The sequence below is a fragment of the Guyparkeria sp. genome, assembly GCF_046545975.1.
In the GTDB taxonomy this organism is placed as follows: Bacteria; Pseudomonadota; Gammaproteobacteria; order Halothiobacillales; family Halothiobacillaceae; genus Guyparkeria.
Genome location: NZ_JBKGYT010000007.1, coordinates 1 through 14,058 on the forward strand (window position 1 = coordinate 1; position 14,058 = coordinate 14,058).

Sequence of the window (14,058 nt, forward strand, 5' to 3'; positions counted from 1 at the left end):
GCCAACAATGCCGACCACAAGGCGCTCCTGAAGCGGTTCGACCTCTACGGCCCGCCCGGCATCATCTTCTGGGACGCCCAGGGCGAACGCGTACGCCAGCACTGGGTGGTCGGCTACCAGCCGCCCGAGCGCTTCCTCACCCACGTCACGGCGGTGGCCGAGCGCTGATCGCCATCGTCGACGAGCCCCGCCCCGGCGGGGCTTTTTCATACCTGCAGGCAAGTTCGTGAAAAATCGGCCAAGTAGCGTCGAACGGTAAAAAACACCGGGCACCACGTGGACTTGGGCCGGCTCAACGGGCACAATGCGGGAAAATCAACCGGTCGATCGGTGACATGGCTCGTCACGTTCGCGACCGCCAGCAGCGAGTTCCCATGCAACGGATTCTGGTACTCAACGGCCCCAATCTGAATCGACTCGGGACGCGCGAGCCCGGGCGCTACGGTCACCTCACCCTCGAGGAGATCACCCGCCGGCTCGACGCCGCGGCCGAGGCCGCGGGGGTGGCGCTGGAACACTTCCAGAGCAACCACGAGGGCGAGGCCATCGATCGCCTCCACCGCGCCGGCGACGAGGGTATCGACGGGATCCTGATCAACCCCGGAGCCTGGACGCACACCAGCGTCGCCCTGCGGGATGCCCTGCTGGCGATCGACCTGCCCTTCATCGAGATCCACCTCTCCAACATCCACGCCCGCGAGGCCTTCCGGCAGCAGTCGTACTTCTCGGACATCGCGCTGGGAAGCCTCGTCGGGCTCGGCGCACTCGGCTACGAACTGGGCCTGCGCGCGCTCGTCGAACACCTGGACGCCGGCGCGTCCGACTGACAGACAAACGCAAACTGCAAGAGAACCGCCATGGACATCCGCAAGGTAAAGAAGCTGATTGAACTGCTCGAGGAATCGGGCGTCGCCGAGATCGAGATCAAGGAGGGCGAGGAGTCCGTCCGCATCTCCCGCGCCACCCAGCAGGCGGCGATGGTCCCGGCAGCGGCGCCCCAGCCGACCGCGCCGGCTCCCGCGGCTCCCGCCTCCGCCGAGCCGAGCGCCGCCGAACCGGCCGAGCCTGCCGGCCAGACGATCAACTCGCCCATGGTAGGTACCTTCTACCGGGCCTCCTCGCCCGAGGCGAACCCCTTCGTCGAGGTGGGCACCACCGTGAAGAAGGGCGACACGATCTGCATCATCGAGGCGATGAAGATGTTCAACCAGATCGAGGCCGAGGTGGACGGCACGATCAAGGCCATCCTGGTGGAGAACGGCCAGCCGGTGGAATACGACCAGCCGCTGTTCGTGATCGAGTGATCCGGCTCGACACGTCACCGGCCCACCCCGTATTTCCAGGAGTCATTCGAAGATGCTGAACAAGGTTCTGATCGCCAACCGGGGCGAGATCGCCCTGCGGATCCTGCGTGCCTGTCGTGAACTCGACATCGGCACGGTGGCCGTGCATTCCACCGCGGACCGCGACCTCAAGCACGTCCGCCTGGCCGACGAGTCGGTCTGCATCGGCGGGCCGCGTTCCAACGAGTCCTATCTCAACATCCCGGCGCTGGTCGCCGCCGCCGAGCTCACCGACGCGTCGGCCATCCACCCCGGCTACGGCTTCCTCTCCGAGAACGCCGACTTCGCCGAACGGGTCGAGGAATCCGGCTTCATCTTCGTCGGCCCGACCGCCGAGTCCATCCGCATGATGGGCGACAAGGTCACTGCCAAGGAGACCATGCGCGCGGCCAACGTGCCCTGCGTTCCCGGCTCCGAGGGCGCTCTCGGCGACGATCCGGACGAGAACCAGCGTCTCGCACGCGAGGTCGGCTACCCGGTGATCATCAAGGCCGCCGGTGGCGGCGGTGGCCGGGGCATGCGCGTGGTGCACACCGAGGCCCATCTCCATCACGCCATCGAGATGACCAAGAGCGAGGCGGGCGCGGCCTTCGGCAACCCCGAGGTCTACATGGAGAAGTTCCTCGAGCACCCGCGCCACATCGAGGTGCAGATGCTTTCCGACGGCCAAGGCAACGCCATCCACCTGGGCGAGCGCGACTGCTCCATGCAGCGCCGCCACCAGAAGGTGATCGAGGAGGCCCCGGCGCCGGGCATCACCGACGAGCAGCGCGCCGAGATCGGCGCGGTCTGCGTCGAGGCCTGCAAGCGGATGAACTACCGTGGCGCCGGCACCTTCGAGTTCCTCTACGAGAAGGGCAACTTCTACTTCATCGAGATGAACACCCGCCTGCAGGTCGAACACCCGGTCACCGAGATGATCACCGGCATCGATCTCGTCAAGGAACAGCTGGCCATTGCCGCCGGCATCCCGCTGTCGCTGACCCAGGAGGACATCGAGTTCCGCGGCCATGCCGTCGAGTGTCGCATCAACGCCGAGGACCCGGCCACGTTCGTGCCCAGCCCCGGCAAGATCTCCAGCGTCCACTTCCCGGGCGGGCTGGGCGTGCGCGTCGACTCGCACATCTACAACGGCTATGCCGTGCCGCCGTACTACGACTCGATGATCGGCAAGCTGATCACCCACGCCGGCGACCGCGAGGCGGCGATCCGCCGCATGCACGGCGCGCTGCACGAAATGGCGATCGACGGCATCAAGACCAACATCCCGCTGCACCGCGAGCTGACGTCGGATGCCAACTTCATCGCCGGCGGCATGGACATCCACTTCCTGCACAAGCGCCTCGGAATCACCTCCTGATGGCAGACGAGTGGCAGCAGCTGTGGCTGGACGTGCCCCGCGACGACGTCGAGACGGTCGAGGATGCCCTGCTGGCCGCCGGCGCCCTGTCGGTCACCCTCGAGGAACTGGGCGACGAGCCCGTGCTCGAGCCGCAGCCGGGCGAGTCGCCCCTGTGGGCCGAGGTACGCGTGGTGGGGCTGTTCGCGGGTGACGTCTCGCCGGCGGCCATCGTCGGAGCGCTGCACGCGCAGATCCGCCCCGCCCTGCTCGAGGGCCTCGGCCATCGCGTCTTCGACGAGGATGACTGGGTCCGCCGCACCCAGGCGGACTTCTCCGCCATGCCGATCGGCGAGCGGCTGGTCATCGAACCGGCATGGGAGCAAGGCGGATCGTCCGGCGAGCGCATCGCGATCCGGCTGGACCCGGGACTGGCCTTCGGCACCGGCAAGCACGAGACGACCCGCTTGTGCCTGGAGTGGCTGGAGTCCCAGGACATCGCCGGCCAGCACTGGCTCGATGCCGGCTGCGGCTCGGGCATCCTCGCCATCGCGGCACTCAAGCTGGGGGCAGCGCAGGTCGACGGCACCGACATCGACCCGCAGGCACTCACCGCCAGCCGGGGCAATGCCGAGCTCAATGCGATCGATTCCGATCGCTTCGCCCTGTATCTGGCCGCGGACTACCCGGCCGACCGGCAGGTCGACGGCCTGCTCGCCAACATCCTGGCCCCCACCCTGATCGAACTGGCGCCGATGCTGAGCATGCATCTCAAGCCTGGCGCACGCTTCGCCCTGTCCGGCATCCTCACCCACCAGGCCGACGCGGTCGCCGCGGCCTGGACGGCCGCCGGAAACGAGGTCACCACCTTCCGCGAGCTGGGCGACTGGGCGCTGGTGGCCGGGCGTCGGCCCTGATCGAGGCACCCCTAACGACCGGGCGGTGACTCCCCACCGTCTCCCCGGGCCATCTCGTCACGCCGTGTCTCGCGCTCCTGTTCCAGCAATGCCTCGATCCGGTCCAGCCGGTGGAGGATCTGCGTGTCGATGCGCTCCTCGTCCTCGGTACTCGCCTCCATCCTCAGCCCCACGAGGAACGCGGCGATCGAGGCGCTGATCAGGCTCAGCCAGACCACCGCCATCCCGACGAAAATCAGGCCCATCAGGCGACCGGATTCCGTCTGCGGTACCAAATCCCCGTAGCCGACCGTGGAGAGGGTCACCAGCGTCCACCATACCCCGTCGCCGAAACCCTCGAAGTGCTCCGGGTCGAGCATGGGCATGACCGACCCGCCCAGCACCAGGAGGAAGGCGGTCATCAGGACGATGGCGAAGAAGACGTGCCGCCCCAGTTCCCGGAAGTAGCGACGACCGAGACGCAGCGCGGTGATGACGACCAGCAGGCCGCGCAGCAGCCGGACCCCGAGCAGGAAGTTCACCCCCGGGATGAAGAGCAGGGGCAGCCCGAAGGCCACCACCGCGACCAGCAGCCAGTTGGTCTTGAGGTAGTAGGCGCGGTCCTTGACCAGCGCGAGCAGGACCAGCTGCTCGAGGAGAAAGAACCCCCACAGGACCACGTCGATGCCGAACCCCTCGGACACGGAGAGATGCCCGGTGTGGACCAGGTACCATTCCACGGGGATCCACAGCGCGATGAACAGCAGGGGCAGTTCCAGCCGGAAGGCCCAGCGTTGCGCCGGCCGGCTTTCGTGGTCCGCCACCCCGGCGATACCGATCAGGCGCGTAAGGGCCACCCCCCAGTTGATCAGGAGACGCGCGGCATCGTGCTCGGGCCGGGTCATGGCCTCAGCCGCCGAACCGCTGCCCGCCGGCCATCCGGGTCATCCAGCGGCGCAGGGGCGGGAAGGCGGCAACCGCCTGGGTCGCGGCGGTGCGGGCGGCGACGGTCAACGGGTCGCGGCGACGGTACCCCCAGTCGAAGCCGTCCATCAGCGACTGGATCAGGTGGTTGTCGGCCCGGCGCAACCGCTCGTAACGTTTCGCCAGGCGCACATCGCCCGGATCCCGTCCACGGGCGGTCTCCTCGGCGACCACGGCATCCAGCGCCTCGACATCGGCAAAGCCCAGATTGGCGCCCTGCCCGGCCAGCGGGTGGATCGAATGGGCGGCATCGCCGACCAGCACCACCCGCTCGGCCCAGTAGCGCTGGGCGTGCAAGCGGCGGATGGGAAACCACCCCTGGGCGGCAACCGACCCGATCTCGCCCAGTTCCGGCGGGAAGTGTCGCATCGCCTCGTGGCGCAGGGCCTCCGGCTCGAGTGCATGCCGGGCCCGCACCCGCTCGGGGCTGTCGTACCAGACCAGCGAACCGCGCGGACCGGCCAGGGGCAGGAACGCCTGCGGGCCGTCGGGGGTGAAGCGCTGCCAGGTGATGTCCTGCTGGGGGTAGGCCGTGTCGACGGAAAGTATCTGCGCGGCCACCGCGTAGTCCCGGCTGCTCGCGCCGATCGAGGCCGCCTCGCGCACCCAGGAGCGCTGCCCGTCGGCACCGATCACCAGTTCGGCGGTCACCTCGCGCCCGTCCTCCAGCATCAGGTTCGCCTCGCGGGCGCCCACGGCCAGCCGGGCGGGCACGCTGCCGGTCAGCAACTGCACGTTGTCGTACTCGGCCAGCTGCTCCCACAGCGCGAACTGCACGCGGCGGTTCTCGACGATGTAGCCGAGATACGGTCGGCCGATCTCGGCGGCGTCGAAGGTCAGGTCCCCGGGAGCGACGGCATCGAAGACGCGCATGCGCCGGTAGAGGGCGGCACGCTCGGCGCGGATCGCCTCCCAGGCACCGAGGCGATCCAGCAGGGCGATGCTCGCCGGGGCCAGCGCCGAGACGCGCAGGTCGAAGGCATCGGCGCCGCCCAGCGGCCGGGGCCGCTCGCGTTCGATCAGCACCACGTCCCGGTCCTGTCGGGCCAATGCCAGCGCGGCGGCCGCGCCGACCATGCCGCCCCCGACCACCGCGATGTCGGCGCGGATGGTCTCCCCGCGTGCAGCCGTTGCGCCGCGGTCCATCAGGCAATCCCCCGTGTGGCGCGCACCAGCCGGTTCTTCATCGGCAACAGCCCGTCGAACAACGACAACGTCGCCCCGCGCACGTGGCCAAGGGCCGGCAGGTCGAGGGAAAAGCCCCGCACGAGGCTGTCGGTCAGCCCGATGGTGCGGCGATAGTCGGCCGAGCGCAGCGAGCGGTAGCGGGCCAGAAGGCCCGGATCGCCGGGGTCCACGGCCTCTCCCCGGTCGGGGCGCAGCACCCGGGTCAGGTCGCGGATGTCGCGCAGGCAGAGGTTGAAGCCCTGCCCGGCCACCGGGTGCAGGGCGTGCGCGGCGTTGCCCATGACCACCAGCCGCTCGGCCACCGCCTGTTCGGCGGTGACCAGCGACAGGGGGTACTGGGCCCGCGCGCTCGGCGCCGTGAAGCCGCCCAGTCGGTGGCCGAAGGTCTCGTCCACCGCCCGGGCGAAGGCCGCGTCGTCCAGCGCGGCGATCCGGCGGGCCTCGTCGCGCCGGGCCACCCACACCAGCGACACGCGGCCATCGGCCGCCGGCAGCACCGCCAGCGGCCCGCCCGTGGTGAAACACTCGAAGGCCACCCCGCTGTGCGCCCGCGCCGGCATGGCCGTGGCCACCGTGGCCACCTGGTCGTACTCCCGCCGACGCACGCTCATGCCGGCCTGCTCCCGGACCGGCGACTCCGCACCGTCGGCGGCCACCATCAGGCGTGCCCGGATCGTCTCCTGGCGCTCGTCCTCGCCCGCGATCCGCACCTCGATGCCGGCCTCGTCGGCCTGGTGAGAAACGTACCGGGCCGGGCGGCGATAGCGGATGGCGCCCTGCCCGGGTACCGGGACCTCGAGCCGGGCCTCGATCCGCTCACCCAGCTCGCGGTTGGGCATCACGTACCCCAGCGCCTCGACGCCCGCCGAGCGGGCCGTGATGCGCGTCAGGCCGAAGTGGCCGCGATCGAATACCCGCACCTCGCGGATCGCGCCGGCCGCGTCGCGCAGCGAGCCGTCGACCAGCCCGAGCGTATCCATGTACTGCCAGCCGGCATCGGCCACCGCGGTCAGCCGCTGGTCGAAGCTGGTCGAGCGTTCCGGTGCTCGCTGCTCGACGACCGTCACGTTCCAGCCGTCCCGGGACAGGGCCTGGGCCAGCACCCCGCCGACCATCCCGCCGCCGACGATGACCACGTCGGCGGCAGCCGACCTTTCCTCGACACGCGGGGACCGGGTTTCCTGGTTCATGGCGTCACTCCAGCGGTTCTTTCACCGGGTCGAAACGCCCGTTCATCAGCGCCTCGATCTCGTCGATTGTCTTGGGGACCTGGCGGGTCAGCACCTCGTGGCCCTCTTCGGTGACCAGCACGTCGTCCTCGATGCGGATCCCGATGCCGCGATAGGCCTCCGGCACGTCGGCATCGGGATCGACGTAGATCCCCGGCTCGACGGTCATCACCATGCCCGGCTCGAGCGGGCGCCAGTCGCCGTCGACCCGGTAGCGGCCGACATCGTGGACATCTGAACCTAGCCAGTGGCCGGTCCGGTGCATGAAGAAACGGCGGTAGCGGCCTTCCTCGATCGCCTCTTCCACCGGCCCCTCGATCAGGCCGAGCTCGACCAGCCCGCGGGTGATGACCGCGACGGCCTCCTCGTGGGGCGCGTTGAACGACACGTCGGGGGCGATCGCCTCGATGGCGGCCCGCTGGGCATCGAGCACGAGCTGGTAGAGCTCGCGCTGCGGCTCGGAGAAGCGTCCGCTGACCGGCCAGGTGCGGGTGATGTCGCCGGCGTAGTAGTCCACCTCCGCTCCGGCGTCGACCAGCACCAGGTCGCCGTCCTTCAGCTCGGCGGCATTGGCCCGGTAATGCAGCACGCAGGCGTTCGCCCCGCCGGCGACGATCGGGGCGAACGACGGTTCGCCGTGCGCGCTGGCGAAGACCTTCTGCATGATCGCCGCGATCTCGTATTCCCAGATGCCGTCGTGCACGCCTCGGGCGGCCGCGACGTGTGCCTCGGCGGACACCGCGGCCGCACGTCGCAGCCGGTCGACCTCGTGGGCGGACTTGAGCAGGCGCAGCTCGTGCAGCGGCGCGGACAGGTCCTTGAGCGTCTGCGGCGGCAGGATGCCCGCGCGGGCACCGCGACGGACGTCGTCGAACCAGCCCAGGGCGCGACCCACCAGTGCATGGTCGTCGAACGGCAGGTAGAGCTTGTTGTAGCCGCGCAGGAGCCCGGGCAGTTGCTCGTCGATCTCGTCGATGGCGAATGCCTGGTCGACGCCCAGGACCGCCGGGGCCCGCTCGGTGCCGAGCTGGGGGCCCTCCCAGCGTTCCCGCTCGGGGTCGCGCGGGCTGACGAAGCACACCACGTCGCCTTCCGCACGCTTCGGGCACAGCACCAGCAGGGCGTCCGGCTCGGCCAGCCCGGTCAGGTAGTAGAAGTCGCTGGACTGGCGGAACGGCCAGGGGTTGTCGTGGTTGCGCCACTGCTCGGTGGCGGCCGGGATGATGGCGACACCACGCTTGCCGATCGCCTTGATCAGCCGCTTGCGGCGTCGCTGGTACTCACGTCGCTCGGCGGGCGCGGGACCGATCGCCTGCATGTCTGGCATTCCTCTTCGCTGCGGGGAAAGTGGTCGACCGAGGTCACTGCAGCCGCCGGGAACCGGCGGACTCGGGCACCGGCGGATGCAACTGCAGGTACATCACGAGCAGGGCCGAACTGAGATATTCCTCGATCTGGTGCAGATCGAAGGCGTCATCCTCGGTCTTGACCGAATCGGTATCCAGCTGGGCGATGTCGCCCAGATCGTCGAACACCTCGCGGGCCTCGTCCGAGAGCGCACGCCGGGCCGGGCCATTCTCGATCGCGTAGCCGTAGAGCACGCCCTGGGCGAAGTCGACCAGCCCCTCGACCTGCTCCTTGAGCGAGGCATCCTCGGAAGGCAGCACCAGGTCCAGCCCGAGATTGTCCGCCCCGGTCACCTGCTCGACGAAATGCCGGTACAGGGCCGCGAGATCCTCCGGTACCGCCGGCGTGTCCTCGTCTTCCTCGAGCAATTCACGGATCCAGCGGGACTGGTCGGTCGGGCCGCCGCCGATCCACATGCCGATCAGCACCCCGTGGGCCTCGCTCGGATTGGCCACCGATCCGATCGCGTCGAGGGCCTGCTGGATTCGTTCGTATTCGGTCATTCCGTATCCCGTTGATCTTGTCTCTGTTGCCGGACGGCCACCCTGCCACCCGGGCGCCCCGGCAGCAGACGGTCCGACCTCGGCGGTCTTCGTGCATTGTCTCCGCTCGACAGTCTAAATGATAGACTTCGCTGGGAAACGCGGAGAACCACGAATCATGGCCGAACAGCTTGCCGACAAGATGGAGCGATTGCTGGCCGCCTGCCAGCGAGTCAACGACGAGCGCATGGACCTGCGTCGGCAGGCGAGTGCCCTGACCGAGGAGAACCGTCAGCTCCGGGACGTGATCGAGCAGAGCCACGCCCGCCTCCAGGAACTGGCCGGGCAGCTGCGGCGTCTGGAAGAGCAGGCCGCCGACACCGAACGCGAGGAATGACGCAATGACCCAGCCGAACCGGCCCGTTACCGTGCGGGTGATGGAAAAGGACTACCGCATCGTCTGCCCGCCCGAGGAACAGGGCATGCTGTTGCGCACGGCCGAGTACCTCAATGACGAGATGGCCGAGATCCGCAAGACGAGCAAGGTGCTGAGCACCGAGCGCATCGCGGTGCTCGCCGCACTCAACATCACCCGCCAGCTGCTCGAGGGCCGCGAGCTCTCGCTCCCCGACAACCTGGACGGCGAGGAACTCGAGGCCAGGATCGACACCCTGCTCGAGGCAATGGAACGAGAGTAAGACCACCCGAATTCCTGACCATACCCCCTTGCAAGGCGAGCCTTCCGGACCTACGATGAATACAGTCTTCTGGGACGTTCGCCAGGTAACGCTCAATCCCTTGAGCCTTAATCTGCGACCCAGGGGGCGACAAGCGGTTCTGTGCGCATGTCCACCCGGGCCTCGAGCTCGGGCGGAAAGCCTGATGAGCCGGGCGGAGCCCCCGACTTGAACCATTCGGTTCAAGGTCGTAGCGTTGCCAGCGGCGTTCTGGAAGGCCCCTCATTCATCGAATCATGAAACATCCCGACAAGACCGCCCTGAGAAAAACCCTGCGTGCACGCCGCCGGGCTCTGGGCGGGTTTCATCGACACATGGCCCTGCTCCGCATCGAGGCCAGGCTCGAGCGCCTGACGCGCCGCCTCGGCCTGCATGCGGTGGCGGCCTTCTGCGCCTTCGACGGCGAACCCCAGCTCGACGGCTGGCTGCGACGCCATCGCGGCCAGGTCTGGCTGCCTCGGATCCTGCCGGACAACCAGCTGGCCTTCCACCATGCCGACCCGCTGACAGCCTGCTCGCACCGGCGCATGCCGAGGGCACGCACCAACCAGTTCGGCATCATCGAGTCCGACGACCCGCGCCGGCGGGGCATCAACAGCCTGGATGCCCTGCTCATCCCGCTGGTGGGCTTCGACGCGCGTGGCAACCGGCTGGGGATGGGCGCCGGCTTCTACGACCGGGCCCTAGCACGGCGGCGCGGCCGGCGGCCGCTCGCCATCGGCGTGGCCTTCGGCTGCCAGGAGGTCCGCTCCTTGCCGGTCGACCCCTGGGACCAGCCGCTGGACTACATCGTCACCGACCGGGCGCTCGTCACCGTCCGACGGAGCCCGACAGACACCCCGACATCGAACTGACTCAGGAGACGGTCATGGCCTACTGGCTGATGAAATCCGAACCCGATGCCTTTTCCATCGACGACCTCGAACGGGTCGGCACGGAGCCCTGGGACGGCATCCGCAACTACCAGGCGCGCAACATGATCCGGGACGAGATGAAGCCCGGTGACCAGGCGTTCTTCTACCACTCCAACACCAAGGTGCCCGGCATCGTCGGCATCATGGAGATCGTCAGCGAACCGAAGCCCGATCCCACTGCCTTCGACCCGGACGAGAAGTACTACGACCCGAAATCCGACCCGGACAAGCCGCGCTGGTACCTGGTCGACGTCAAGTACGTCCGCCACACCCGGCGCGTGATCCCGCTCACCGAGCTCAAGGCCGACCCGGCACTCGAGGAGATGCCGCTGGTCCGCCGCGGCAACCGCCTGTCGGTAATGCCGGTGACCGAGGAGCAGTTCGAGCACATCTTGTCGCTGGAAGAGCGGGCCAAGGCCGAGTGACGGCCTGAAATCCCCCGCCCCTCGGGGCACGCGGCCGCATTGCCCAGTTGGGCAGGAGCGCGCCCGGAGAGACAACCGCGCCAACGGCGCGGTTTTTTTGTGGTGCCGCCGAGGCTAGGCGAGAAACAGCGGGTAGACGGGGTTGTCGCTCTCGGGCCAGTAGGGATAGCGCAGCTGCTCGAGGTAGGCGGTCAATTCCCCGACCTCTGCCTCCGGCACCTGGATGCCGACCAGCACCCGCCCGTAGTCGGCACCGTGGTTGCGGTAGTGGAACAGGCTGATGTTCCACCGGGCGCCGAGATGGGAGAGGAACTTCAGCAGCGCACCGGGCCGCTCGGGAAACTCGAAGCGGAACAGGCGCTCGTCACGGATGTGCCCGGCGTGCCCGCCCACCATGTGGCGGCCGTGGAGCTTGGCCATCTCGTTGTCGGTGAGATCGACGACGGGGTAGTCCGCCCCCTGCAGCTGCGCCAGCACATGCTCGCGGTCGCCCTGCTCGGCGATCTTCAGGCCGACGAAGATATGCGCCCGATCGGCATCGGCGTAGCGATAGTTGAACTCGGTGATCTGGCGGCGTCCGAGCAGTTCGCAGAACGCGAGGAAGGCCCCGGGGCGCTCGGGGATGGTCACCGCGTAGAGCGCCTCGCGCTGCTCGCCGATCTCCGCTCGCTCGGCGACGAAACGCAGCCGGTCGAAGTTCATGTTGGCCCCGGAGGCGATCGCCACCAGCGTCTCCCCGGTCAGGCCCCGCTCGCGGGCATAGCGCTTGAGGCCCGCGGTGGCCAGCGCACCGGCGGCCTCGTTGATGCTGCGGGTGTCGTCGAAGATGTCCTTGATCGCCGCGGCCATCGCGTCGGTGTCCACGGTGATCACCTCGTCGACCGCCTCGCGGGCGACGGCAAAGGGATGCTCGCCGATCTGGCGCACGGCCACGCCGTCGGCGAACAGCCCCACCTGCTCGAGGGTCACGCGCTCATCCGCCTTCATCGCCGCGGCGAGGCAGGCGGCATCCTCGGGCTCCACCCCGATCACCCGGATCTCGGGGCGCAACGCCTTGACATAGGCGGCCACCCCAGCGACCAGGCCGCCACCGCCGACCGGAACGAAGATCGCGTGGATGGGATCGGGGTGGTGACGCAGGATCTCCGCACCCACCGTGCCCTGCCCGGCGATGATGTCGGGGTCGTCGTAGGGCGGGATGTAGGTCAGTCCCTCGGACTCGATCAATGTCTTCGCGTGGGCGAAGGCATCGTCGAAGGCATCGCCGACCAGCACGGCCTCCGCCCCGCGACGACGCACGGCATCAACCTTGATCGCCGGCGTGGTCTCGGGCATCACGATCACCGCGCGCAGGCCCAGGGTCTGAGCGGCCAGCGCCACGCCCTGGGCGTGGTTGCCGGCGGAAGCGGCGATCACCCCTCCCCCGATGCGCCCCTCGCGCCAGAGCTTGTGGATCTTGTGATAGGCGCCCCGCAGCTTGAAGGAGAATACCGGCTGCAGATCCTCGCGCTTGAGGAGCACCCGGTTGCCGATGCGCTCGGAGAGCCCGACGGCGGGCTCGAGCGGCGACTCGATGGCGACGTCGTAGACGCGGGCCTTGAGAATTGCCTCCAGATAGTCGCGCAGCAGGGGCGTCAAGTGTTCACCTCGTGATCAAATCGTGCCGGCGGCAGCATTGCCCGCCAAGCGGGATTGGTGGTATATCATGAAAGGTTACCAGAAACTCCGGAGCCGCTCGCGGGGCCTCCCGCCGCTCCGACACGCCTACAGATACAGAGCGACGCACGACACATGAGCAACACGGAACAAGGCAAGCAGCTGGCCGCGCAGGCGGCGATCGAATACGTCCCCGCGGGCAGCGTGGTCGGCGTGGGCACCGGCTCGACCGTCAACTACTTCATCGACGAACTGGCCAAGATCAAGAATCGCATCGAGGGTGCGGTCTCCAGTTCCGAGGCCAGCACCAGGCGCCTGCGTGATCACGGCATCGAGGTCTTCGACCTCAACAGCGTCAACGAGGTGCCGGTGTACATCGACGGCGCCGACGAGTCCAACGAGAACCTGCAACTGATCAAGGGCGGCGGCGGTGCGCTCACCCGCGAGAAGATCATCTCGCAGATGGCGAAGAAATTCGTCTGCATTGCCGACGAGACCAAGCTCGTCGACGTGCTGGGCGCCTTTCCCCTGCCGGTCGAGGTCATCCCGATGGCCCGCAGCATGATCGCCCGCGAGCTGGTCAAGCGCGGCGGCCAGCCGGTCTACCGTGACGGTTTCGTCACGGACAACGGCAACCAGATCCTCGACGTGCACAACCTCTCGATCATGGAACCGGCGAAGCTCGAGGCCGATCTCAACAACCTGCCGGGCATCGTCACCGTGGGCATCTTCGCGCTGCGTCCGGCCGACGTGCTCATCCTGGGCACGGCCGACGGCGACATCCGCAAGATCGACGGGTGATGCCGGTGATGCGTGCCACGAACGCAACCCGTCAGCCACTCCTCGCCGCACTGCTCGTCGTGCCGGGCCTGCTGCTCGCGTCGGCGCCCGGCCTGGCCGGCGGTGACGAGAGCGAGGGCGACACCTCGCTCCCGGTATTCGGTTACGTGGAGGACATCGCCGTGCGCGCACTGGACGGAGAGTTGCGAGCCAAGATGGACAGCGGTGCGACCACGACGTCGATCGACGCCCGCGAGATCGAGGAGTTCGAGAAGGACGACGAGGAGTGGGTCCGCTTCGAGGTCGCCCATCGCGATTCCGACGAGATGGTCACCCTCGAGCGTCCCGTGAGCCGCACCGTCAGGATCAAGCGTCACGACCGCAGCCCCCAGAAGCGCTACGTCGTGGAACTTGCCCTGTGTCTCGGGGACAAATGGATCACCGACGAGGTTTCGCTCACCAATCGCGAGCAGTTCAGCTACGGGCTGCTCGTCGGGCGAAACCACATGGCCGGTCAGCTGCTGATCGACCCGTCCGCCAAGGATCTCCAGACCTCTCGTTGCGACTAGACTCTCCTCTGGGTCCGCTACGAGAGGACATCGTGAACCGGGACGACTGACCCCGGTAGATCGGGACCAGGCCGCCGCTCCTACGGGACGGATTCGGCCAACGTGGCTG

16 protein-coding genes and 1 other RNA gene are annotated in these 14,058 nt (G+C 68.4%); 11 read left to right on the forward strand and 6 right to left on the reverse strand.

Annotated elements, in window-relative coordinates; all coding sequences use genetic code 11:
• The first annotated feature begins 374 nt into the window (after positions 1-374).
• Genes aroQ through prmA form a run of 4 tightly spaced genes read left to right on the forward strand, consistent with a single transcriptional unit; the run spans position 375 to position 3,599 of the window.
• Positions 375-827, forward strand: a complete 453-nt coding sequence (aroQ, locus tag ACLFMY_RS01375) for a type II 3-dehydroquinate dehydratase (RefSeq protein ID WP_410762715.1) — start codon at positions 375-377, stop codon at positions 825-827.
• 30 nt (positions 828-857) lie between these two features.
• Positions 858-1,304 (forward strand): acetyl-CoA carboxylase biotin carboxyl carrier protein, encoded by a 447-nt coding sequence (gene accB / locus ACLFMY_RS01380; RefSeq protein ID WP_410762716.1) that lies wholly within the window; start codon positions 858-860, stop codon positions 1,302-1,304.
• Between the two features lie 52 nt (positions 1,305-1,356).
• Positions 1,357-2,703: an acetyl-CoA carboxylase biotin carboxylase subunit gene (gene accC, locus ACLFMY_RS01385; RefSeq protein ID WP_410762717.1), complete on the forward strand. Its 1,347-nt coding sequence runs from the start codon at positions 1,357-1,359 to the stop codon at positions 2,701-2,703.
• On the forward strand, positions 2,703-3,599 hold the full coding sequence (gene prmA, locus ACLFMY_RS01390; RefSeq protein WP_410762718.1) for a 50S ribosomal protein L11 methyltransferase: 897 nt from the start codon (positions 2,703-2,705) through the stop codon (positions 3,597-3,599). The genes accC and prmA overlap by 1 nt, the downstream gene beginning before the upstream one ends.
• A gap of 11 nt (positions 3,600-3,610) precedes the next feature.
• Here prmA and ACLFMY_RS01395 read toward each other — a convergent pair whose 3' ends face one another.
• From ACLFMY_RS01395 to ACLFMY_RS01415, 5 genes are read right to left on the reverse strand one after another with little or no spacing between them, the layout of a single operon-like run.
• On the reverse strand, positions 3,611-4,483 hold the full coding sequence (locus tag ACLFMY_RS01395) for a potassium channel family protein (RefSeq protein WP_410762719.1): 873 nt from the start codon (positions 4,481-4,483) through the stop codon (positions 3,611-3,613).
• Between the two features lie 4 nt (positions 4,484-4,487).
• Positions 4,488-5,708: an FAD-dependent oxidoreductase gene (locus tag ACLFMY_RS01400; RefSeq protein WP_410762720.1), complete on the reverse strand. Its 1,221-nt coding sequence runs from the start codon at positions 5,706-5,708 to the stop codon at positions 4,488-4,490.
• A complete protein-coding gene (locus ACLFMY_RS01405) occupies positions 5,708-6,940 on the reverse strand; it encodes an FAD-dependent monooxygenase (RefSeq protein ID WP_410762721.1) in 1,233 nt (410 codons plus the stop codon). Before ACLFMY_RS01405 ends, ACLFMY_RS01400 begins: the two co-directional genes overlap by 1 nt.
• A gap of 4 nt (positions 6,941-6,944) precedes the next feature.
• Positions 6,945-8,297, reverse strand: a complete 1,353-nt coding sequence (locus tag ACLFMY_RS01410; RefSeq protein ID WP_410762722.1) for an aminopeptidase P N-terminal domain-containing protein — start codon at positions 8,295-8,297, stop codon at positions 6,945-6,947.
• Between the two features lie 43 nt (positions 8,298-8,340).
• The gene (locus tag ACLFMY_RS01415; RefSeq protein WP_410762723.1) at positions 8,341-8,889 is read right to left on the reverse strand and encodes a UPF0149 family protein; all 549 of its coding nucleotides are present in this window, start codon (positions 8,887-8,889) and stop codon (positions 8,341-8,343) included.
• 157 nt (positions 8,890-9,046) lie between these two features.
• Between ACLFMY_RS01415 and ACLFMY_RS01420 the strand changes: the two genes are divergently transcribed.
• The 5 genes from ACLFMY_RS01420 (at position 9,047) to ACLFMY_RS01440 (ending at position 10,944) form a co-directional block, all read left to right on the forward strand.
• Positions 9,047-9,265, forward strand: a complete 219-nt coding sequence (locus ACLFMY_RS01420; protein ID WP_410762724.1) for a hypothetical protein — start codon at positions 9,047-9,049, stop codon at positions 9,263-9,265.
• Positions 9,266-9,269: 4 nt separating this feature from the next.
• Positions 9,270-9,566 (forward strand): cell division protein ZapA, encoded by a 297-nt coding sequence (locus tag ACLFMY_RS01425; protein ID WP_410762725.1) that lies wholly within the window; start codon positions 9,270-9,272, stop codon positions 9,564-9,566.
• 63 nt (positions 9,567-9,629) lie between these two features.
• Positions 9,630-9,826, forward strand: a non-coding RNA gene (ssrS, locus tag ACLFMY_RS01430) — 6S RNA.
• 15 nt (positions 9,827-9,841) lie between these two features.
• Entirely contained in the window at positions 9,842-10,459 is a 618-nt protein-coding gene (locus ACLFMY_RS01435; protein ID WP_410762726.1) for a 5-formyltetrahydrofolate cyclo-ligase, read from the forward strand.
• Positions 10,460-10,473: 14 nt separating this feature from the next.
• On the forward strand, positions 10,474-10,944 hold the full coding sequence (locus ACLFMY_RS01440; protein WP_410762727.1) for an EVE domain-containing protein: 471 nt from the start codon (positions 10,474-10,476) through the stop codon (positions 10,942-10,944).
• A 114-nt stretch (positions 10,945-11,058) separates the two neighbouring features.
• On the opposite strand, the gene ilvA is transcribed toward ACLFMY_RS01440, so the two are convergent.
• The gene (gene ilvA / locus ACLFMY_RS01445; protein WP_410762752.1) at positions 11,059-12,573 is read right to left on the reverse strand and encodes a threonine ammonia-lyase, biosynthetic; all 1,515 of its coding nucleotides are present in this window, start codon (positions 12,571-12,573) and stop codon (positions 11,059-11,061) included.
• Positions 12,574-12,735: 162 nt separating this feature from the next.
• On the opposite strand from ilvA, the gene rpiA reads away from it, so the two are divergent.
• On the forward strand, positions 12,736-13,401 hold the full coding sequence (gene rpiA, locus ACLFMY_RS01450; protein ID WP_410762728.1) for a ribose-5-phosphate isomerase RpiA: 666 nt from the start codon (positions 12,736-12,738) through the stop codon (positions 13,399-13,401).
• Positions 13,402-13,409: 8 nt separating this feature from the next.
• Positions 13,410-13,949 (forward strand): ATP-dependent zinc protease, encoded by a 540-nt coding sequence (locus ACLFMY_RS01455; protein ID WP_410762729.1) that lies wholly within the window; start codon positions 13,410-13,412, stop codon positions 13,947-13,949.
• Positions 13,950-14,058: the final 109 nt, after the last annotated feature.